Source organism: Streptomyces sp. NRRL F-4489, assembly GCF_001509485.1.
Lineage (GTDB): Bacteria > Actinomycetota > Actinomycetes > Streptomycetales > Streptomycetaceae > Streptomyces.
In genome coordinates this window covers 37,539-55,544 of the sequence record NZ_LLZI01000202.1, presented here as the reverse complement: position 1 = coordinate 55,544, position 18,006 = coordinate 37,539, and the positions used below count along the sequence as shown (strand labels likewise).

The following is an 18,006-nucleotide window of genomic DNA, read 5'->3' as shown; positions in this document are numbered from 1 at the left end:
GGTTACGGTGTTCTCGACATAGCGGGTACCCGGGGCGACACTTGTGCGGCTGCCGGCTCGCAGCAGCTTCGCAGGTCCCACAAGGAGGGTGTCCCAGTGTCCCGCCGCAGAATCGGCTTCTGGTACCGCTTGGCCGCGGTCATCTGCAAACCGCCGCTCCTGGTTCTGTTCAAGCGGGACTGGCAGGGAATGGAGCACATTCCGGCCGGCGGCGGTTTTATCACCGCGGTCAACCACAACTCGTATCTCGATCCGCTCGCCTATGCGCACTATCAGTACAACACCGGGCGGGTCCCCCGATTCCTCGCCAAGGCCGGACTCTTCAAGAGCGGCTTTGTCGGCATGGTGATGCGCGGAACGGGACAGATCCCGGTGTACCGCGAAACCACCGACGCCGCCACCGCGTTCCGCGCCGCCGTCACCGCCATCGAGAAGGGCGAATGCGTCGCCTTCTACCCCGAGGGCACCCTGACCCGCGACCCCGAGCTGTGGCCCATGCAGGGCAAGACCGGCGCCGCCCGCGTCGCGCTGCTCACCAAGGCGCCGGTCATCCCCGTCGCGCAGTGGGGCGCCCACGAGGCGATGCCGCCGTACGCCAAGGAGAAGAAGCTCCGGCTGCTGCCGCGCAAGACGCTGCGGGTGAAGGCCGGACCGCCGGTCGACCTCAGCGAGTTCTACGGGCAGGAGCCCACGGCCGAGGTGCTGCGCGCCGTCACCGAGAAGATCATGGCGGCCATCACCGCCGAGCTGGCCGGCCTGCGCGGCGAGACCGCGCCGGCCGAACCGTTCGACTACCGCAAGGAAATCGCCCGGGAGCGCCGCGCCGCCCGCGAGGCCGCCCGCGCCGCCGCGGCCGCGCGGACCGCCGGACCGGCCCGGGAAGCGGCCGGATCCGCCGCCCCGGCCGCGCCCGCGCCGCAGGCCCGGAGCACCCCGCAGGCACAGGAGGATGAAGGCAAGTGACGCGCTGCGCCGTCTTCGGCACGGGGTCCTGGGGCACCGCATTCGCGATGGTGCTCGCCGACGCGGGCTGCGAGGTGACCCTGTGGGGGCGCAGAGCCGCCCTCGTCGAGGCCGTCAACACCGGCCGCACCAACCCCGACTACCTCCCGGGCGTCGAGCTGCCCGAGGGCGTACGCGCCACCACCGACCCGGCCGAGGCCGCCCGCGGCGCCGACTTCACCGTCCTCGCCGTACCGTCCCAGACGCTCCGCGCCAACCTCGCCGAATGGGCGCCGCTGCTGCCCGCCGACACCGTCCTGGTCTCCCTGATGAAGGGCGTCGAACTGGGCACGGCCAAGCGGATGAGCGAGGTCATCGAGGAGGTCGCCAAGGTCCCCGCGGAGCGCGTCGCGGTGCTGACCGGCCCCAACCTCGCCAAGGAGGTCGCCGCCCGGCAGCCCGCCGCCGCCGTCGTGGCCTGCGTGGACGAGGACGTCGCCCGGCGCCTCCAGACCGCCTGCCACACCGCGTACTTCCGCCCGTACACCAACACCGACGTGGTCGGCTGCGAACTGGGCGGCGCGGTCAAGAACGTCATCGCGCTCGCGGTCGGCATCGCCACCGGCATGGGCCTGGGCGACAACGCCAAGGCGTCGCTGATCACCCGCGGACTGGCCGAGACCACCCGGCTCGGCCTGGCCATGGGCGCCGACGCGCACACCTTCGCGGGCCTGGCCGGCATGGGCGACCTCGTCGCCACCTGCTCCTCGCCGCTGTCCCGCAACAACACCTTCGGCACCAACCTCGGCCGGGGCATGTCGCTGGCCGAGACCATCGCCGTCACCAAGCAGACCGCCGAGGGCGTCAAGTCCTGCGAGTCCGTGCTGGATCTGGCCCGCCGGCACGGTGTCGACATGCCGCTCACCGAGACCGTGGTGGAGATCGTCCACGAGGGCAAGCCGCCGCTGGTGGCCCTCAAGGAGCTGATGTCGCGCACCGCCAAGCCCGAACGGCACTGACCCGCCGGGCGCGCCGCCACGCCGCCAACGGCCGCGGCGGCGCTGACGCGGCCCCTACCAGCAGGTACCCTCGACCCGATATGAGCAGCGAGACCTCCTCCCACAAGCCCCGCGTCGCCGTCGTGTTCGGCGGCCGCAGCTCCGAGCACGCCATCTCCGTGGTCACCGCCGGAGCCGTGCTGGCCGCCATCGACCGCGACAAGTACGACGTGCTGCCCATCGGCATCACGACCGACGGCCGCTGGGCGCTGACCGCCGACGATCCCGCGCGGATGGCGATCGCGGACCGGAAGCTGCCCAGCGTCGCCGAGCTGACCGAGGGCGGGGAGGGCGCGGTGGTGCTCTCCGCGGACCCCACCAGCCGCGAGGTCGTCTACAGCGAGCCGGGTTCCGTCCCGAAGGTGCTCGGCGAGGTGGACGTCGTCTTCCCCGTCCTGCACGGCCCGTACGGCGAGGACGGCACCCTCCAGGGGCTGCTGGAGCTGGCCGGCGTCCCCTACGTCGGCTCCGGCGTGCTCGCCTCGGCCGTCGGCCAGGACAAGGACTACATGAAGCGGGTGTTCGCCTCCTTCGGGCTGCCGGTCGGCCCGTACGAGGTCATCCGCCCCCGCGAGTGGGAGAAGGACCCCGCCGCGGCCCGCAAGAAGATCGTGGACTTCGCCGGCGAGCACGGCTGGCCGCTGTTCGTGAAGCCCGCCCGGGCCGGCTCGTCCATGGGCATCAGCAAGGTCGACGACCTGGCCGGGCTGGACGCGGCGATCGAGGAGGCCCGGCGCCACGACCCGAAGATCATCGTGGAGTCGCTGCTGCGCGGCCGCGAGATCGAGTGCGGGGTGCTGGAGTTCGAGGACGGCCCGCGGGCCAGCGTGCCGGCCGAGATCCCGCCGGTCACCGCGCACGACTTCTACGACTTCGAGGCCAAGTACATCGACTCGGCCGCCGGCATCGTGCCCGCGCCGCTGACCCCGGAGCAGACCGCGAAGGTCCAGGAACTGGCGGTCGCGGCCTTCGAGGCGGCGTCCTGCGAGGGCCTGGTGCGCGCGGACTTCTTCCTCCAGGACAACGGCGAGTTCGTGATCAACGAGATCAACACGCTGCCCGGCTTCACGCCGATCTCCATGTACCCGCGGATGTGGCAGGAGAGCGGCGTCAGCTACGCGGAACTGGTCGACCGCCTCCTCCAGGCGGCGCTGCGCCGCTCCACGGGGCTGCGGTAGCGGCTGTTGGGGGCGCGGGCTGAGCGGGCCCCTTGGGGGGTGCGCTGAGCGGCCCTTGGGGGGTGGGCGAACGGATCCCCTAGGGGGTCGGCGCCCCCCTTGCGGGCCTCAACGCCGGTGGGGGGGAGCGGTATTCCGGCGGCGGGACGGGGGACCGGGCGGCGGGACTTGGGGCGCGTAAGGGCGTTCCAAGGCGGCGTCCGGGGCGGCGTTGGCTGAGGGCCGGGGTGACGTTCCCGTGGCGGCAGTCGGGGCGGCGTTCCGGGACGGCAGCCGGTACGGCGTTCCGGGACGGCAGTCGGTACGGCGTTCGCGACCGAGCGTCGGTACGGCGTTCGCGACCGAGCGTCGGTACGGCGTTCGCGACCGAGCGGGAGTCGGCCCCGGGGCGGTGCTTCGCAGCCGGTGGAAAGTCGGCCGGCCGTACCGCCGCTCAGCCCGCCCCGCCCGTACGAGCCCGGGCCGGCCCGCGAGGTCCGTTGGGTCAGATCCCCGCCGGGATCGTCGCCCGGATCGACGGGGCGAGGTCGGGGAGGACGTTGACCTCCGGGGCGTACTTCGCGGGGACGGTGACCTCGACGTAGACCTTCCGCAGGACCGTCGTGAAGCGGTAGCCGTCGTCCTGCTTCTCGAAGAGCCACTGGACGCCGTTGACTTCCGCCGAGTCGGGGTTGGGGTTGTAATGTTCACTCCCGTGCCTGAGCACCTCCGGCTTCGGCACCCCGCAGCGCAGCTCCACGGCAGGATCGCCCCATATGGCAGTGAAGTCCGAGACCGGCTCGGCGGTACCCCGCCCGAGCCCGTCCACGGCCCTCGGCAGATCCCGGTGGAGCGCCCGGCACTGGCGCGCGGCCTCCCCCGTGGGCGAGGGCACCGCCACCCGCGGGGCCGAGGAGCAGCCCGCCGCCGCCGACACCGCGGCGAGCAGGGTCAGGGCGGCCGGGAACCGGCGTCGTACGCGTCTCACCCGGCCGAGCATACGGGGGAGCTAGAGATGGACCACCGGGCAGGTGAGCGTCCGCGTGATGCCTTCCACTTGCTGGACCTTGGCGACCACCATGCGGCCCAGCTCGTCGACGGTGTCGGCCTGCGCGCGCACGATCACGTCGTAGGGACCGGTCACGTCCTCGGCCGTCAGGACACCGGGGATCTTGGAGATCACATCGGCCACCGCCGAGGCCCTGCCGACCTCGGTCTGGATCAGGATGTAAGCCTGTACCACGGAACCTCCAGGCGGCTACGAGGATCATGTGGGAAGAAGGGACGCCACGGTACCGCGTCACCGAGCGGAGCGGGGAGACCCGCGCGGTGAACGCGGCGAGTGCGGCCCAGTCGTCAGCCACGTACGGACCGTCCGTACACATGGGAAGGGCAACAGCATGAAGGGCACCGTGGGCGAGCTGGGGGAGTTCGGGCTTATCAGAGAGCTCACCGCCCGGCTCACCTCCACTCCCGCCGTCCGGATCGGACCGGGGGACGACGCCGCGGTGGTCACCGCGCCGGACCGCAGGGTCGTCGCCAGTACGGACATTCTCCTCGAAGGGCGGCATTTCCGCCGCGACTGGTCCACCGCGTACGACGTGGGCCGCAAGGCCGCCGCGCAGAACCTCGCCGATATCGCGGCGATGGGCGCGGTCCCCACCGCGATCCTGCTCGGCCTGGTCGTCCCCGCCGACCTCCCCGCGACCTGGGCGACCGAGCTGATGGACGGGCTGCGCGACGAGTGCCAGGTGGCCGGCGCCGCGGTGGTCGGCGGCGACGTCGTCCGCGGCGACACCATCACCGTCGCCATCACCGCCCTCGGCGACCTGCGCAACCAGGAGCCGGTCACCCGGGCCGGCGCGCAGCCCGGCGACGTGGTCGCGGTGACCGGCTGGCTCGGCTGGTCCGCGGCCGGCCACGCGGTGCTCTCCCGCGGTTTCCGCTCCCCGCGCGCCTTCGTGGAGGCGCACCGCCGGCCCGAACCGCCGTACCACGCGGGACCGGCCGCCGCGGGCCTCGGCGCCACCGCGATGACCGACGTCAGCGACGGCCTGGTCGCCGACCTCGGGCACATCGCCGAGGCCAGCAAGGTCCGTATCGACCTGCGGTCGGCGAGTATCGACATCCCCTCGCAGATGTCCGACATCGGCACCGCGGTCGGCGTGGACCCGATGCAGTGGGTGCTCAACGGCGGTGAGGACCACGCCATCGTGGCCACCTTCCCGCCCGACGTGAAGCTGCCGGCCCGCTGGAAGGTGATCGGCGAGGTCCTCAACCCCTCGGCGCTGCCCCAGGTCACGGTGGACGGCGCCCCGTGGGCGAAGGCCGGCTGGGACCACTTCGGCGACAACGGGGACGCGGAATAGGGGCGGAGAAGGGGACGCCGCGGTTCGTACGCCGGGGACGCCGAACGGGCACCGGTGGTACGCCGAGTAGATTCGCGGCATGCAGATACCTCCCCGCGTGCTGACCGTCGCCGGCTCCGACTCCGGCGGCGGCGCCGGCATCCAGGCCGATCTGAAGACGATGCTGGCGCTGGGCACCCACGGCATGAGCGTGCTCACCGCGGTCACCGCGCAGAACTCCCTGGGCGTGCAGGGCGCCTGGGAACTGCCCGCCGAGGCGGTCCGTGCCCAGTTCCGCAGCGTCGCCGACGACATCGGCGTCCAGGCCGTGAAGACCGGCATGCTGGCCTCGCCGGAGCTGGTCCGGGCCGTCGCGGAACTCCTCGCCGGCCTCGGCCCCGGCACCCCGGTCGTGGTCGACCCGGTCGGCGTCTCCAAGCACGGGGACACCCTGCTCGCTGCCTCCGCCCTGGACGCGGTACGCGCCGAGCTGCTGCCCACCGCGACGGTCGCCACCCCCAACCTCGACGAAGTGGCCCAGCTCACGGGCGTACGGGTGGCGGCGGCGGACGAGATGCCGAAGGCGGCCGAGGCGATCCTGGCGTTCGGGCCGCGCTGGGTGCTGGTCAAGGGCGGCCATCTGCCCGCCGGCGACGCGGTGGACCTGCTCACCGACGGCAGCGAGCGGCACTGGCTGCGCGCCCCCCGCCACGACAACCGGCACACCCACGGCACCGGCTGCACGCTCGCCGCCGCGCTCGCCGCCCGCCTCGCGCACGGGGACACCGTCCCGCAGGCCGCGGCGGCCGCGAAGGAGTACGTCACCGGTGCGATCGCGGCGGGCTTCCGGCTGGGGGCGGGCATCGGCCCGGTGGATCACGGGTGGCGGCTGCGCGGCGGGCGCTGAGCACGAGCGGCCGGGTCCGGCCCCGGGGCGCCCGCTGCCCACGGGCCGGCCCCGACCCCCGGCCCTTCCTGGACAACGGCAGAAGCCGGTCCACCCAATGAGGGTGGACCGGCTTCCCAAGCAACCGGCGGGGCGGCGCTACGGCTAAGGCGTCAGCGCGAAACCTTGCCGGCCTTGATGCACGAGGTGCAGGCGTTCAGCTTCTTCGGCGTGCGCCCGACCACTGCACGCACCGTCTGGATGTTGGGGTTCCAACGACGGTTGGTACGGCGGTGCGAGTGCGAGACACTCTTGCCGAAGCCCGGCCCCTTGCCGCAGACGTCGCAGTTGGCAGCCACGGGTCACTCCAAAGACTTCAGATGCACTTACGGTGAGAACCTGTTCGGGCCGAGTGCATAGCCGTGCCGGCGCCGACAGGAGAGGAATGGCCCGATTCTCATCGGGCAACCGGAGCAGCATACAACGGCCACTCCCGCAGGACGAAACTACCACGCACCTCCCGGCCCCCGCCCCGCCCACCCCCGCCGGCCGCGGCTACTGTGCGGTGCACCCCCGCGACCCAGGAGGACGATGTGCCCCACCCGCTCGACGCCACCGCCGTCCGCACCTGGTGCGGCCTGGCCCTGGAGGCGCTCGGACGGGAACGGGAGCGGATCGACGCGATCAACGTCTACCCGGTCGCCGACGGGGACACCGGCACCAATCTCTACCTGACCCTGGAATCGGCCGCCCGCGCCGTCGAGGCGGCCTTCGACGGGCACGCCTCGGCCGGTACCGCGCCCGCCCTCGCCGACGCCGTGGGCGCCATGGCGCACGGCGCCCTCATCGGGGCGCGCGGCAACTCCGGCACCATCCTGGCCCAGCTGCTGCGCGGGATGTCCCAGGTGCTGGCGGCCGCCCCGCCCGGCGGCAGCGGCGCCGCGGACGCGCTCCGCACCGCCCTGCGGCGGGCCGCCACCGCGGCGTACGAGGCGGTCGCGCACCCGGTGGAGGGCACCGTGCTCACCGTGGCGGCCGCCGCGGCCGGCGCCGCCGAGACCGCGGACGCGAAGGAGGCCGCCGGCGTCGCCCGGGCCGCCCACGACGGCGCGCGCCGGGCGCTGGCGGCGACGCCCGGGCAACTGGCCGTGCTGCGGCGGGCCGGGGTGGTGGACGCCGGGGGCTGCGGGCTGGTCGCGCTGCTGGGGGCGCTCGCCGACGCGCTGTCCGGGGAGACCGCCACCGCCGCCCCCGTCGCCGTACGGGCCGGCGGGGCGCTCCCGGAGGAGGCGGCGGGCTGCCCGGCGGCGGTGTACGAGGCGGTGGACGCCGGCGGCCCGGCGTTCGAGGTGATCTACCTGCTGGAGGCCGGGGACGAGGCGGTGGCCCGGCTGCGGGACCGGCTCGACCGGCTCGGGGACTCGCTGGTGGTGGTCGGCGGCGACGGGCTGTGGCACGTCCACGTCCACGCCGATGACGCCGGGGCCGCGGTGGAGGCCGGGATCGAGGCCGGCCGGCCGTACCGGATCCGGATCACCCACTTCGGCGCCGGGCCGCGCGCCAAGGAGCCCGCGCCGGCCGCCCGGGCCGTGGTCGCGGTGGTCCCCGGCGCCGGGCTCGCCGGACTGTGCGCCCGGGCCGGCGCGGTCCCGGTGACCGTGCGCCCCGGGGAGCCGCCCGCCAGCGGCGAACTGGTCCAGGCGGTCCGGCAGGCCCGCGCCCGCGAGGTGATGCTGCTGCCCAACGATCCGGAGCTGCGGCACACCGCGGCGGCCGCCGCCGAACAGGCCCGTGCCGAGGGCGTACGGGTCGCCCTGATCCCCACCCGCTCCGCCGTCCAGGGCCTGGCGGCGCTCGCCGTGCACGAGCCGGGCCGCAGCTTCGACGAGGACGTGGTGGCCATGACCGCCGCGGCCGGCGCCACCCGCTACGCCGAACTCGCCGTCGCCGAGCACCGGTCGTGGACGATGGCCGGGGTCTGCCAGGCCGGCGACGTGCTCGGCCTGATCGAGGGCGATGTCGCGGTGATCGCCCCGGACCTGGCCGGCGCCGCGACCGCGGTCCTGGACCGGATGCTCTCCGCGGGCGGCGAACTGGTCACCCTCGTCCTCGGCGCCGGCGCCCCCGCCGCCCTCGGCGAACGGCTCACCGCCCACGTCCGCGAGCGCCACCTCGCGGTGGACACCGTCGTCTACGAGGGCGGCGGCCACGCGGCGCCGCTGCTGATCGGCGTGGAATAGCGCGTTCCGGCACGCGGGCGCGGCGGCGGTGGCCCGTTGTCAGTGGCGTGGTGTGCAATGGAACGCGTGGCAGCGCTCGACGAACCCCTGAAGAAGATCCTCGGCGGCACCACCGCGAAGGTGCTCGCCGAGCACCTCGGCCTGGAGACGGCCGGCGATCTGCTGCACCACTACCCGCGGCGCTACGCCGAGCGCGGTGAGCTGACCCGCCTCGCCGACCTGCCGCTGGACGAGCACGTCACGGTCGTCGCGCGGGTCGCCGACGCCCGCGTGCTGAAGTTCAACCAAGGCCGCGGGCAGCGGCTGGAGGTGACCCTCACCGACGGCAGCGGCCGGCTCCAGCTGGTCTTCTTCGGCAAGGGCATCCACAAGCCGCACAAGGACCTGCTGCCCGGCCGCAGCGCGATGTTCGCGGGCAAGGTCTCGGTCTTCAACCGCAAGCTCCAGCTCGCCCACCCCGAATACCAGCTCCTCGACGAGGACGCCGACAGCGGCGTGGTGGACGCCTTCGCCGGCAGGCTCCTGCCGATCTACCCGGCCTGCCAGCAGATGCCGTCCTGGAAGATCGCCAAGGCCGTCGACGCGGTGCTGCCGCGCGCCCAGGACGCCGCGGACCCGCTGCCGCCGGCGCTGCGCGAGGGCCGCGGCCTGGTCCCGCTCACCGAGGCGCTGCTGAAGGTCCACCGCCCCGCCACCAAGGCCGATATCGCCGACGCCCGCGCCCGGCTGAAGTGGGACGAGGCGTTCGTCCTCCAGGTCGCGCTGGCCCGCCGCCGCTTCGCCGAGGCCCAACTCCCCGCCGTCCCGCGCCAGTTGGTCAAGGACGGGATCCTCGACGCGTTCGACGCCCGGCTGCCGTTCACCCTCACCGAGGGCCAGCGCAAGGTCAGCCAGGAGATCTTCGACGACCTGGCGACCGAGCACCCCATGCACCGCCTCCTCCAGGGCGAGGTCGGCTCCGGCAAGGCCCAGCCGCTGGACGCCCTGGTGCTCACCCCGCGCGGCTTCCGCCCGATGGGGGAGATGGCGGTGGGCACCGAGGTGGTGGTCCCCGGCGGCACCACGGCCCCGGTGGACGGCGTCTTCCCGCAGGGCGAGCGGGAGGTGTGGCGGCTGGTCCTCTCCGACGGCAGCACCGTCGAGGCCGACGACGAGCACCTGTGGATCGCCACCTCCCGCGCCACGGGGGAGCGGGTGCTGACCACCCGGGAGCTGCGGGCCGGGCTGCTGGACGAGGATGGCCTGCCCCGCTGGTCGATCGCCCCGGCCGTCCCCGCGGACCTCGACGACGGCGGCCCGCGCCCGGTGGACGCCGCCGCGCTGGGCCGCGCGCTCGGCGCGGGCGGCAGCGGCCCGGCCGGCCGCACCGTGCCCGCCGCCTACCGCAACGCCCCGGTCAAGGACCGCCGGGCGCTGCTGCTGGGCCTGCTGGCGGCCGGCGGCGCATTCACGCCCGGCGACGGGTCGGAGGGTGACGGCGACGGGTCCGCCGGCGGGCGCGGTGTGCTGCGCACCGATCACGCCCCGCTGGCAGCCGACGCCGCCTGGCTGGCCCGCTCCCTGGGCGGCACGGCCCGTACGGCCCCCGCGCCCGGCGGCGGCCAGGAGGTCGCCGTCGCGCTCCCCGGCGCGGACACCACCGGAGACGCCGCCTTCCACCGCGCCGTCACGGCCATCGAGCCCGCCGGCCGCCGCCCCGTCCAGTGCATCAGCGTCGCGCACCCCTCCCGCGCCTACGTCACCGACCACTTCACCGTCACCCACAACACCATGGTCGCGCTGCGCGCCATGCTCGGCGTGGTCGACACCGGCGGCCAGGCCGCGATGCTCGCGCCCACCGAGGTGCTGGCCCAGCAGCACCACCGCTCGATCACCGAGATGATGGGCGAGCTGGCCGAGGGCGGCATGCTCGGCGGCGCCGAGCAGGGCACCAAAGTCGTGCTGCTCACGGGCTCGATGGGCGCCGCCGCCCGCCGCCGGGCGCTGCTGGACCTGGCCACCGGCGAGGCCGGCATCGTCATCGGCACCCACGCCCTGATCGAGGACGTGGTGCAGTTCCACGACCTCGGCCTGGTCGTCGTCGACGAACAGCACCGCTTCGGCGTCGAGCAGCGCGACGCCCTGCGCTCCAAGGGCAAGCAGCCCCCGCACCTCCTCGTCATGACCGCCACCCCGATCCCGCGCACGGTCGCCATGACCGTCTTCGGCGATCTGGAGACCTCCGTCCTGGACCAGCTCCCGGCCGGCCGCTCCCCGATCGCCAGCCATGTGGTGCCCGCCAAGGACAAACCGCACTTCCTCGCCCGCGCCTGGGAGCGGGTCCGCGAGGAGGTCGGCGCCGGCCACCAGGCGTACGTGGTCTGCCCGCGGATCGGCGACGACGAGGACGCCCCGGCCGCCAAGGGCAAGAAGGCCAAGGGCGCGGAGGCGGCGGCCGATTCACCGGAGGACGCCGCCGAGAAGCGCCCGCCGCTGGCGGTGCTGGAGGTCGCCGAGCAGCTGCGCACCGGCCCGCTCGCCGGCCTGCGGGTGGCGGTGCTGCACGGCCGGATGGCGCCCGACGACAAGGACGACACCATGCGCCGGTTCGCCGCCGGCGAGCTGGACGTCCTGGTCGCCACCACCGTCATCGAGGTCGGGGTCAACGTCCCCAACGCCACCGTCATGGTGATCATGGACGCGGACCGCTTCGGCGTCTCCCAGCTGCACCAGCTCCGCGGCCGGGTCGGCCGCGGCTCCGCGCCCGGCCTGTGCCTGCTGGTCAGCGAGATGCCCGAGGCCAGCCCGGCCCGCGCCCGGCTCGCCGCGGTCGCCGCCACCCTCGACGGCTTCGAACTCTCCCGTATCGACCTCGAACAGCGCCGCGAGGGCGACGTCCTGGGCCAGGCCCAGTCCGGCGTCCGCTCCTCGCTGCGGATGCTCGCGGTCATCGAGGACGAGGAGGTCATCGCGGCGGCCCGCGAGGAGGCCACCGCCCTGGTGGCCGCCGATCCGGCCCTGGAGGGCTGCCCCGAGCTGCGCACCGCGCTCTCCGCCCTGCTCGACGACGAACGGGAGCAGTATCTGGACAAGGGCTGACGGCGGGCGCGGGCCCGGCCGCCCGGCCCGCGCAGTGAGAACGATCACGGCCGGCCGGGCCCGCGGCCGGGCGCCCGCCCCCGGGGCCGGACATATCGTGGGAGGGCGGAGCCCGCCGGGGCGGCCGCCCCTCCCCGACCCCGATCGACGTAAGGACGGGCCCATGACCCGCGTGATCGCCGGCACGGCCGGCGGCCGCCGCCTCGCCGTACCCCCGGGCACCGGCACCCGCCCCACCTCCGACCGGGCGCGCGAGGGCATGTTCTCCACCTGGGAGGCGCTGGACGGCCCGCTCACCGGCGCCCGCGTCCTGGACCTCTACGGCGGTTCCGGCGCGGTCGGCCTGGAAGCGCTCTCCCGCGGCGCCGCGCACGTCCTGCTGGTCGAGGCCGACACCCGCGCCGTCCGCACCATCCGGGAGAACGTCCGCACGGTCGGCCTGCCCGGCGCCGAGGTCCGCCCCGGCAAGGCCGAGCAGACCGCCGCCGGCCCGCCCCCCGGCGACCCCTACGACATCGTCTTCCTGGATCCCCCGTACGCCGTCGGCGACGACGAGCTGCGCGAGATCCTGCTCACACTCCGTGGTCAGGGCTGGTTTGCCGACGGGGCACTCGTCACCGTGGAGCGGAGCACCCGGGGCGGCGCCTTCGCCTGGCCGGACGGTTTCGAAGCGATCAAGGCCCGTCGCTACGGCGAGGGGACGCTTTGGTACGGTCGCGCCGCTTCGGCGTCCGCCGAACCGACGTCAGCGACCGTGTCATGAACGGACCGGAGAGCGAGGAGACGAAGTTGCGCCGCGCCGTCTGTCCGGGGTCCTTCGACCCCATCACCAACGGGCATCTGGACATCATCGCCCGGGCCTCCAAGCTGTACGACGTCGTCCATGTCGCCGTCATGATCAACAAGTCCAAGCAGGGCCTGTTCACCGTCGAGGAGCGGATCGACCTGATCCGCCGCGCCACCGCCGAGTACGGCAACGTCGAGGTCGAGTCCTTCCACGGCCTGCTCGTCGACTTCTGCAAGCAGCGCGACATCCCCGCCATCGTCAAGGGCCTGCGCGCGGTCAGCGACTTCGACTACGAACTCCAGATGGCCCAGATGAACAACGGCCTCTCCGGCGTGGAGACCCTCTTCGTCCCCACCAACCCCACCTACAGCTTCCTCTCCTCCAGCCTGGTCAAGGAGGTCGCGGCCTGGGGCGGCGACGTCTCCCACCTCGTCCCGCCGTTCGTCCTGGACGCGCTGACCGAACGGCTCCGCAAGCAGCCCTGACCGGGCCCGCGGTGCGGTGGGACCGGCACCTGCCTGACGGTCCGTCAGCAGGTGTCGGGGCGGGGGCTCCTGGCCGTACAGTCGTCCCGTTCCCTCCCTCCAACCCCAGAGAGTGGCGAGTCCAAGGTGGACGTCCAGAAGAAGCTCGACGAGATCGTCGCAGCCGTCGGCAGCGCCCGGTCCGTGCCCATGTCGGCCTCGTGCGTGGTCAACCGCGCCGAGCTGCTCGCCATGCTGGAGGACGTGCGCACCGCCCTGCCCGGATCGCTGGCCCAGGCCCAGGAACTCCTCGGCGGCCGCGAGCAGATGGTGGAGGAGGCCCGCGCCGAGGCCGAGCGGATCATCGAGTCCGCGCACAGCCGGCGCGGCTCGCTGATCTCCGACACCGAGGTGGTCCGGCAGGCCCAGGAGGAGGCGGACCGCATCCTGGCCGAGGCCCGCCAGGAGGCCGAGGAGATCCGCGCCCAGGCCGACGACTACGTCGACAGCAAACTCGCCAACTTCGAGGTGGTCCTCACCAAGACCATCGGCTCCGTCGACCGCGGCCGCGAGAAGCTGCTCGGCCGAGGCCCCGGCCTGGACGAGCAGGGCTACGAGGACACCGAGGCCCCCGAGCGCAGCGCCGACCCCGAGACCCTGCGCCGCCGCGCGGACGCGTACGTGGACGCCAAGTTCGGCGCCTTCCAGGCCGTCCTCACCAAGACCCTGGAGGCGGTCGGCCGCGGCCGCGACAAGCTCCAGGGCGCCCGCCCGATCGACGAGCTCGCCGAGCACCTCGCCACCCAGGCCGACCCGCTGACCGGCGCCCCGCCGCAGGCCGACGCCGACTACCTCGCCGGCCTGGCGGGCGCCACCGCCGGCCACCCCGCCGCGCCGGCCCCGGTCCCGGCCCCCGAGCCGCAGCCGGAGTACGACCCGCAGCCGGGCTACGAGCCGCAGCAGGACTACTACGCCGGCCAGGCCGCCGCCTACCAGCAGCCCGGGGACGGCTACTCCTACCAGCAGCCCGAGCAGGTCCCGTACACCCCGCACCAGGACGCCTACGGCTACGGCTGGCAGCAGCCCCAGCAGCAGCCGGCCGCCGGGCTCCCGCAGCAGGGCTACGACCCGGCCGGCTACCCCGCCGCGCCCCCGCAGCCCGCCCACGCCCCGGCCGCGCAGCCCGGCGCCCTGGACGAGACCAGCCTCTTCGACACCAGCCTGATCAACCTCGACCAGCTCCGCCAGTACGAGGAGGGCCGCCACTGACGGCGGCCGCCCGGCCCGTGCCGGACGGGGGCGGATTGGGCCTATCGGGGCCCGTCCAGTATTCTGGCTGTTCGGTCGCGTGTATGACCGCGATCACCGCTGCCCGTACGCCGGACTCCCGGCGGTGGACGGCCGCAACCGCAGTACAGAAAGCAGGAAAGCCTTGGGCGCCCGCCTCGACCACCGTTCCCCGCTCGTGTTCGACACACGCGAGCTGGGCCGTCGTCCCGGCACGCTCAAGCGGCTCTCCCGCACCGTCGAGGCCCCCGCGGACCTCGGCAACGAGGTCATCGGAGCGCCCGAGGGCGAGCCGGTCGAGCTCGACCTCCGCCTCGAAGCGGTCATGGACGGGGTGCTGGTCACCGGTACCGCCCGTGCGGCCGTCAAGGGCGAGTGCGTAAGGTGTCTGGAGCCGCTGGAGCGACAGCTCGCAGCGGACTTCCAGGAGATGTTCGCCTACCCCGACGCCGACGCCCGGACCGAGTCCGGCGACGACGCCGAGGACGAGGAGGACACCTACTACCTCGAGGACGATCTGATCGACCTCGAACCCGTGCTGCGCGACGCGGTGGTGCTCGCACTGCCGCTGCAGCCGGTGTGCCGGGAGGACTGCCCGGGCCTGTGCCCCGATTGCGGGGCGCGGCTGGCGGACGACCCGGACCACCACCACGACGCCGTCGACATGCGCTGGGCGGCACTGCAGGAACTCGCCGGGTCCAACCAGGACCGCGAGAAGGACAACGAACCCCGCCCCGCCGGGGATGAACCTCAGGAGAAGTAGCCGTGGCTGTTCCGAAGCGGAAGATGTCGCGCAGCAACACGCGCCACCGCCGGTCGCAGTGGAAGGCTGCGGTCCCCACCCTGGTTGCGTGCGAGCGCTGCCAGGAGCCGAAGCAGCAGCACATCGCGTGCCCGAGCTGCGGCACCTACAACAAGCGCCAGGTCATCGCGGTCTGAGCGGCTGGTGACAGGCACTGTGTCTAGCCCCAAGAAGGCAGAAGACGGCCCCTCGTCACCGCGCAGGCGGGCAGACGGAGCGGCACCGGCGGACACGGCCTCGTCCCTCTCGCTTCTGGAAGGGCGGCTCGGGTACACACTTGAGTCCGCCCTTCTGGTGCGTGCGCTGACGCATCGCTCGTACGCCTACGAGAACGGCGGTCTGCCCACCAACGAGCGGCTCGAATTCCTCGGGGATTCGGTGCTCGGCCTGGTGGTCACCGACACGCTGTACCGCATCCACCCCGACCTGCCGGAAGGCCAGCTGGCCAAGCTGCGGGCCGCGGTGGTCAACTCGCGGGCGCTCGCCGAGGTGGGCCGCGGCCTCGACCTCGGCGCTTTCATCCGCCTCGGACGGGGCGAAGAGGGCACGGGCGGCCGGGACAAGGCCAGCATCCTCGCCGACACCCTGGAAGCGGTGATCGGCGCGGTCTATCTCGACCAGGGCCTCGACGCGGCTGGCGAGCTGGTGCACCGGCTCTTCGACCCGCTCATCGAGAAGTCCTCCAGCCTGGGCGCCGGCCTGGACTGGAAGACCAGCCTCCAGGAGCTCACCGCGACCGAGGGCCTCGGCGTCCCGGAATACCTGGTCACCGAGACCGGCCCGGACCACGAGAAGACCTTTACTGCTGCCGCCCGCGTCGGTGGTGTCTCGTACGGCACCGGCACCGGCCGCAGCAAGAAGGAAGCCGAGCAGCAGGCGGCCGAATCCGCGTGGCGCGCGATCCGCGCCGCGGCGGACGAGGCGGCCGGGACGGCGCCCGAGGGCGGCGATCCGGCTCAGGCTTCCGGCGGCGCCCCGTCGCCGGCCCACTGATCCACCGCCACTGACCCCCTCCGGACGGCTCGTGCCGCTCCGGGCGGGGTCAGCGGCGTATTCCCCACCGTTCCCCAGGACGTACAGGAGCGCCCGTGCCCGAGCTGCCCGAGGTCGAGGTCGTCCGCCGCGGGCTCGCGCGCTGGGTCAGCGGCCGGACCGTCGACACCGTCGAGGTCCGCCATCCGCGCGCCATCCGCCGCCACACCGCGGGCGCCGCGGACTTCGCCGACCGGCTCACCGGGCTGCGGATCGGCCCGGCCCGCCGGCGCGGCAAGTACCTCTGGCTCCCGGTGACCGGCGGCGGCCCGGCCGCGCAGAGCGCCGCCGAGGGCATCGCCCCCGTCGTCACCCCCGACGTCACCCACGGCCTGGCGGTCCTGGCCCACCTCGGCATGAGCGGCCAGCTCCTCGTCCAGCCGCACGACGCGCCCGACGAGAAGCACCTGCGCATCCGGATCCGCTTCGCCGACACCGACGGCACCGAACTCCGCTTCGTCGACCAGCGCACCTTCGGCGGCCTCTCGCTGCACGACACCGTGCCCGGCGACCCCGACCTGCTGCCCGACGTGATCGCGCACATCGCCCGCGACCCCCTCGACCCGGCCTTCGACGACGCCGCCTTCCACGACGCGCTGCGCCGCCGCCGCACCACGATCAAGCGGGCCCTGCTGGACCAGACGCTGATCAGCGGCGTCGGCAACATCTACGCCGACGAGGCGCTGTGGCGCTCCCGGCTCCACTACGACCGGCCGACCGCCACCCTCACCCGCCCCCGCACCGCCGAACTCCTCGGCCACGTCCGGGACGTGATGACCGCCGCGCTGGCCGTCGGCGGCACCAGCTTCGACAGCCTCTACGTCAACGTCAACGGCGAATCCGGCTACTTCGAACGCTCCCTGGACGCCTACGGCCGCGAGGACGAACCCTGCCGCCGCTGCGGCACCCCCATCCGCCGCCGCCCCTGGATGAACCGCTCCAGCTACTTCTGCCCCCGCTGCCAGCGCCCGCCGCGGTCCGGCTGACCGGGGCCGGGGGCCTCGTCAGAAGCCGAAGTCCTGCGTCCACCACGGCCCGCCCGGGCCGAAGTGGGCGCCGACGCCGAGGGTGCGGTACTCGCAGTTGAGGATGTTGGCGCGGTGGCCGGGGCTGTTCATCCAGGAGTCCATCACCGAGCGGGCGTCGGCCTGGCCGCGGGCGATGTTCTCGCCGCCGAGGTCCGGTATGCCCGCGGCGCGGGCGCGGTCCCAGGGGGTGCGGCCGTCCGGGTCGGTATGGCTGAAAAAGCCGCGGCGCGCCATGTCGTCGCTGAAGTGCTGGGCCAGACCGGCCAGTTCACCGCTCGCGGTCACCGGCGAGCAGCCCGCGCGGGCGCGTTCCTGGTTGACCAGCGTGACCACCTCGGCCTCGGCCGCGGACTCGGCGCCGCCGCCGGTGACGGGGCCGGCGGTCGGGGTCGCGGAGGGGCGGGGCGCGGTGGTGGCCGTTCCGCCGGTGGGCGGTGCGGAGGGCCGGCCGCCGGGCGTACGGGTCGGGGACGCGGACGGGTGGGGCGACGACGGGGAGGCGGCGGGGGAGGCGGGCGCGGTGGTGCGGTCCGCGCCCCGGGAGGGGGCGCGCCCGGCGTCCCGGCCGGCCGGGGCCGTCGTCCCGGGTTCCGGCGCGGTGAAGCTCTCCTGCGGTTCGGCGTCCGGCAGCGTCCCGGCGCGGACCCGGCCGGCGCCGTCGCCGCCGGCCACCTCGAACCGGCCGCCGCCGGGCACGAGTCCGGAGACCACCGCCACCGCGCCCATCGCCACCGCGGCGGACGCGCCGAGCAGTCCGGTGCGCACCGGCGCGGCCCGCCGCGTGGCCCGGTGGCCGCGGTGCCCGGCGGGCGCGGGAATTCCCGCCGGTCCGTCAGCAGGCCCCGTCCGCACGGGTTCCGGGGCGTGGGAAGCAGAGCGTCGATGGCGGCCCATCCG

General features: G+C 74.2%; 18 protein-coding genes. 14 read left to right on the top strand and 4 right to left on the bottom strand.

The genetic code is table 11. The features are described 5' to 3' along the window. Positions 1–96 precede the first annotated feature (96 nt). From ADL22_RS15470 to ADL22_RS15460, 3 genes are all read left to right on the top strand, one after another. Positions 97–963 (top strand): lysophospholipid acyltransferase family protein, encoded by an 867-nt coding sequence (locus ADL22_RS15470; RefSeq protein ID WP_066978835.1) that lies wholly within the window; start codon positions 97–99, stop codon positions 961–963. After that, positions 960–1,961: an NAD(P)H-dependent glycerol-3-phosphate dehydrogenase gene (locus ADL22_RS15465; RefSeq protein ID WP_079064150.1), complete on the top strand. Its 1,002-nt coding sequence runs from the start codon at positions 960–962 to the stop codon at positions 1,959–1,961. The genes ADL22_RS15470 and ADL22_RS15465 overlap by 4 nt, the downstream gene beginning before the upstream one ends. An 80-nt stretch (positions 1,962–2,041) precedes the next feature. Further along, positions 2,042–3,178, top strand: a complete 1,137-nt coding sequence (locus ADL22_RS15460; protein WP_066978832.1) for a D-alanine--D-alanine ligase family protein — start codon at positions 2,042–2,044, stop codon at positions 3,176–3,178. A gap of 484 nt (positions 3,179–3,662) precedes the next feature. On the opposite strand, the gene ADL22_RS15455 is transcribed toward ADL22_RS15460, so the two are convergent. Both ADL22_RS15455 and ADL22_RS15450 read right to left on the bottom strand, forming a co-directional pair. After that, positions 3,663–4,157 carry a DUF3515 domain-containing protein gene (locus ADL22_RS15455; protein WP_066978829.1) on the bottom strand — a complete coding sequence of 165 codons (495 nt, stop codon included), beginning with the start codon at positions 4,155–4,157 and terminating at the stop codon, positions 3,663–3,665. A gap of 9 nt (positions 4,158–4,166) precedes the next feature. Then, positions 4,167–4,400, bottom strand: coding sequence for an Lrp/AsnC family transcriptional regulator (locus ADL22_RS15450; RefSeq protein WP_066978827.1), 234 nt, complete (start codon positions 4,398–4,400; stop codon positions 4,167–4,169). A gap of 157 nt (positions 4,401–4,557) precedes the next feature. Here ADL22_RS15450 and ADL22_RS15445 point away from each other — a divergent pair, with 157 nt between their 5' ends. After that, complete coding sequence (locus ADL22_RS15445; protein WP_066978825.1) at positions 4,558–5,526, top strand: thiamine-phosphate kinase; 969 nt, start codon at positions 4,558–4,560, stop codon at positions 5,524–5,526. Positions 5,527–5,605: 79 nt separating this feature from the next. Beyond that, positions 5,606–6,412 (top strand): bifunctional hydroxymethylpyrimidine kinase/phosphomethylpyrimidine kinase, encoded by an 807-nt coding sequence (gene thiD, locus ADL22_RS15440; protein WP_066978820.1) that lies wholly within the window; start codon positions 5,606–5,608, stop codon positions 6,410–6,412. Between the two features lie 152 nt (positions 6,413–6,564). On the opposite strand, the gene rpmB is transcribed toward thiD, so the two are convergent. Then, the gene (gene rpmB, locus ADL22_RS33965; protein ID WP_043266286.1) at positions 6,565–6,750 is read right to left on the bottom strand and encodes a 50S ribosomal protein L28; all 186 of its coding nucleotides are present in this window, start codon (positions 6,748–6,750) and stop codon (positions 6,565–6,567) included. Positions 6,751–6,984: 234 nt separating this feature from the next. Here rpmB and ADL22_RS15435 point away from each other — a divergent pair, with 234 nt between their 5' ends. The 9 genes from ADL22_RS15435 to mutM all read left to right on the top strand — a co-directional run bounded on the left by ADL22_RS15435 (position 6,985) and on the right by mutM (position 17,067). Continuing rightward, the gene (locus ADL22_RS15435) at positions 6,985–8,631 is read left to right on the top strand and encodes a DAK2 domain-containing protein (protein ID WP_066978816.1); all 1,647 of its coding nucleotides are present in this window, start codon (positions 6,985–6,987) and stop codon (positions 8,629–8,631) included. 57 nt (positions 8,632–8,688) lie between these two features. Beyond that, a complete protein-coding gene (locus ADL22_RS15430) occupies positions 8,689–11,709 on the top strand; it encodes a helicase-related protein (RefSeq protein ID WP_066978813.1) in 3,021 nt (1,006 codons plus the stop codon). Positions 11,710–11,872: 163 nt separating this feature from the next. Continuing rightward, on the top strand, positions 11,873–12,472 hold the full coding sequence (gene rsmD, locus ADL22_RS15425; protein ID WP_066978809.1) for a 16S rRNA (guanine(966)-N(2))-methyltransferase RsmD: 600 nt from the start codon (positions 11,873–11,875) through the stop codon (positions 12,470–12,472). Next, positions 12,469–12,981: a pantetheine-phosphate adenylyltransferase gene (gene coaD / locus ADL22_RS15420; RefSeq protein WP_066978805.1), complete on the top strand. Its 513-nt coding sequence runs from the start codon at positions 12,469–12,471 to the stop codon at positions 12,979–12,981. Before rsmD ends, coaD begins: the two co-directional genes overlap by 4 nt. A gap of 126 nt (positions 12,982–13,107) precedes the next feature. Continuing rightward, positions 13,108–14,229, top strand: a complete 1,122-nt coding sequence (locus ADL22_RS15415; RefSeq protein WP_066978802.1) for an ATP synthase F0 subunit B — start codon at positions 13,108–13,110, stop codon at positions 14,227–14,229. A 196-nt stretch (positions 14,230–14,425) separates the two neighbouring features. Beyond that, complete coding sequence (locus ADL22_RS15410) at positions 14,426–15,010, top strand: YceD family protein (RefSeq protein WP_234430714.1); 585 nt, start codon at positions 14,426–14,428, stop codon at positions 15,008–15,010. Between the two features lie 2 nt (positions 15,011–15,012). Continuing rightward, entirely contained in the window at positions 15,013–15,186 is a 174-nt protein-coding gene (gene rpmF, locus ADL22_RS15405; RefSeq protein WP_016578620.1) for a 50S ribosomal protein L32, read from the top strand. Positions 15,187–15,193: 7 nt separating this feature from the next. Next, on the top strand, positions 15,194–16,042 hold the full coding sequence (gene rnc, locus ADL22_RS15400) for a ribonuclease III (RefSeq protein ID WP_234430713.1): 849 nt from the start codon (positions 15,194–15,196) through the stop codon (positions 16,040–16,042). Between the two features lie 95 nt (positions 16,043–16,137). Further along, positions 16,138–17,067, top strand: a complete 930-nt coding sequence (mutM, locus tag ADL22_RS15395; RefSeq protein WP_066978797.1) for a bifunctional DNA-formamidopyrimidine glycosylase/DNA-(apurinic or apyrimidinic site) lyase — start codon at positions 16,138–16,140, stop codon at positions 17,065–17,067. Positions 17,068–17,085: 18 nt separating this feature from the next. Here the strand turns inward: mutM and ADL22_RS15390 are convergent, their stop codons facing one another. Further along, on the bottom strand, positions 17,086–18,003 hold the full coding sequence (locus ADL22_RS15390) for a CAP domain-containing protein (RefSeq protein ID WP_066978794.1): 918 nt from the start codon (positions 18,001–18,003) through the stop codon (positions 17,086–17,088). Positions 18,004–18,006 lie beyond the last annotated feature (3 nt).

Bases quoted from the DNA above. Each gene is read 5' to 3' on its own strand.
- ADL22_RS15460 (WP_066978832.1), top strand. From the start codon at position 2,042: ATGAGCAGCGAGACCTCCTCCCACAAGCCCCGCGTCGCCGTCGTGTTC.
- ADL22_RS15455 (WP_066978829.1), bottom strand. From the start codon at position 4,157: ATGCTCGGCCGGGTGAGACGCGTACGACGCCGGTTCCCGGCCGCCCTG.
- ADL22_RS15445 (WP_066978825.1), top strand. From the start codon at position 4,558: ATGAAGGGCACCGTGGGCGAGCTGGGGGAGTTCGGGCTTATCAGAGAG.
- thiD (WP_066978820.1), top strand. From the start codon at position 5,606: ATGCAGATACCTCCCCGCGTGCTGACCGTCGCCGGCTCCGACTCCGGC.
- ADL22_RS15430 (WP_066978813.1), top strand. From the start codon at position 8,689: ATGGAACGCGTGGCAGCGCTCGACGAACCCCTGAAGAAGATCCTCGGC.
- rsmD (WP_066978809.1), top strand. From the start codon at position 11,873: ATGACCCGCGTGATCGCCGGCACGGCCGGCGGCCGCCGCCTCGCCGTA.
- coaD (WP_066978805.1), top strand. From the start codon at position 12,469: ATGAACGGACCGGAGAGCGAGGAGACGAAGTTGCGCCGCGCCGTCTGT.
- ADL22_RS15390 (WP_066978794.1), bottom strand. From the start codon at position 18,003: ATGGGCCGCCATCGACGCTCTGCTTCCCACGCCCCGGAACCCGTGCGG.